Origin of the sequence: Methanoregula sp., assembly GCF_002835825.1 — an archaeon.
Taxonomy (GTDB): domain Archaea; phylum Halobacteriota; class Methanomicrobia; order Methanomicrobiales; family Methanospirillaceae; genus Methanoregula.
Genome location: NZ_PIZH01000362.1, coordinates 1 through 2,179 on the forward strand (window position 1 = coordinate 1; position 2,179 = coordinate 2,179).

Annotated in this window: 3 protein-coding genes; all 3 read left to right on the forward strand. The window is 50.6% G+C overall.

Annotated features, from left to right (window positions below; genetic code table 11):
• The first annotated feature begins 71 nt into the window (after positions 1–71).
• Positions 72–683, forward strand: a complete 612-nt coding sequence (locus CW742_RS11050) for a chemotaxis protein CheC (protein ID WP_292420363.1) — start codon at positions 72–74, stop codon at positions 681–683.
• Positions 684–700: 17 nt separating this feature from the next.
• Positions 701–1,192 carry a chemotaxis protein CheD gene (locus CW742_RS11055; RefSeq protein WP_292420364.1) on the forward strand — a complete coding sequence of 164 codons (492 nt, stop codon included), beginning with the start codon at positions 701–703 and terminating at the stop codon, positions 1,190–1,192.
• The coding region (locus CW742_RS11060; RefSeq protein WP_292420365.1) for a two-component regulator propeller domain-containing protein at positions 1,170–2,179 on the forward strand (1,010 nt) is incomplete at its 3' end. The genes CW742_RS11055 and CW742_RS11060, both read left to right, overlap by 23 nt.

The following is a 2,179-nucleotide window of genomic DNA, read 5'->3' on the forward strand; positions in this document are numbered from 1 at the left end:
GTATCACGATCCTTGGTGACGGGGATGTCGTACCGGTGCTTGATGTAAACACGATGGTGTAGGAGAAAATTATGAAATTATCTACCGTTCAAACCGATGCAATCCAGGAACTCGCAAATATCGGCGCTGCCCACGCAGCAACTACATTATCCACGATGCTTGGAAGTTCTGTTGAGATGAGCGTTCCTGCCATTAAGGCGATCGATATATCGGAACTGGGGTCATACATGGGAGAGGAATCGGCCGCAATGGTCGCTTTTGAACTCCAGGGCGAGATCCAGCATGGGGGCTACATCATCTTTTACATCACCAAGGAGTCGTCGATCCGTCTCACCAATACCATGCTTGGCCTCACGGACATGAACCGGACCATGAACGAGATGGACGAGAGTGCTCTCATAGAAGTGGGAAATATCATGGTCTCGGCGTTTCTGGATGCAACAGCCGAGCTGCTTGGATTTATCATGCTCCCGTCACCCCCGGCACTCAGTCTCGATATGGCACATGCTGCCATGTCCTCGCTCATCGCCCAGATGGGCGATGATGTAAACGAAGTCCTGCTCTTCTCCACAGAACTGATCTGCGAGGAGCACAAGATTGACAGCGATATCATCATGCTGCCGGAGACGAAGACTCTTGCAAAGATCGTTGAGATGATGGAAAATATGATGAAAGGTATCTGAAAACTGCGTTGAATACCATGGCCGACTCTTTATCCATGGACGGACAAACGGCGATGATTGGCATAGGCGAATACCGTGTCGGTTCGTTCCAGATGATGACCATTGGTCTTGGTTCCTGTATCGGCCTCATGCTGTATGACGACTCCCAGAAAGTTGGTGCCATGGTGCATATCATGTTACCCGAGAGTGCGGGCCGCCAGGACCGTCCGGGAAAGTATGCAGATACCGCAATCCCGCTGCTGATAAAAGAACTTGGGGCCCTCGGGTGCAAAAGTCGTTCCCTTGTCGCAAAGATGGCCGGCGGGGCATGCATGTTCGAATATTTTGGCACCAACCTGAACATTGGTGAGCGGAATGCAGAAAAAGTCAGGGCTCTCTTAAAAGAACACAATATACCGCTGATTAAGGAAGATGTTGGCGGGAAAGTCGGTAGATCCGTCACATTCCACCCGGCAAGCGGCGGAAAGGTCTCTGTCCGGAGAGCAGATGGCACCACCGGTGTATTATAACCTGACCTGGTATACCCGGGTCATTGTTTTTTTCTTGCTGCTGGCTACTCTCCTTGCAGTATTCCCCGTTACGGCGGCAACCGTTACGGATGTACCCTATACCATCACCCTGTTTATCCCATCCTCAAATAGCATCCCCACCACGCAGATCATGGATCTTATCAATGAATACAATTCAAGCGGTAATATCCTCATGGCAACATCGTACGGGTTATCCCGGTATGATGGCACCTGGTCGACAAAACGCATGACGTTCACCAATCTCTCCGAAGGCCTGCTTGACGATTTCATAACCTCCATTGAATATGACAGCACGGGAAACCTCTGGATCGGGTACTCCGAAGGAATCCAGATTTACAATGGGGTCTATTATATCACCCTCCGTGACCAGGAGTTCTTTAAAAGCCTCAGGATAAATGATATCCAGCGCTGGAATAACGAGATGTGGATAGCCTCCGGGAATGCAGGCCTGCACCGTTACCGTGATGGGAACTGGACATGGTTCCAGCCATTTTCCCGGGGCGGACCCGGGTTTTACGAAGCCAATGCCATGATCTGGGACCACGATGCAAATGTCACCCTTATTGCTACTGCCCGGGAAGGGATATGGATCATCCGGTCCCAGGATGACCCGGTGATATTCGAGTGCATTGCCAGCAGGGACTCCACATATGGAAAACTGAATGAATTGAAACGGGACCACTCAGGTGGGATCTATTTCTTCAATTATACCACCGTGGCCCACTACTCTCTCAATCGAGGGTTCACACCGGTGCTTACCAGCAGTGATCTTTCCATCATCAACCCGCCCATCAATGATCTTGTGTCCGGGCCAGACGGTAAACTCTACCTGGCAACAGATAACGGCATCTACATTTGGGAAGAAGGCAGGGTATTCCGTCATCTCAGCCGGTTCGAGGGGATAGGTACAAATTCTGTGGTCCGCACGGTCAACATCGACAAAATGAACAGGATATGGTTTTCAAC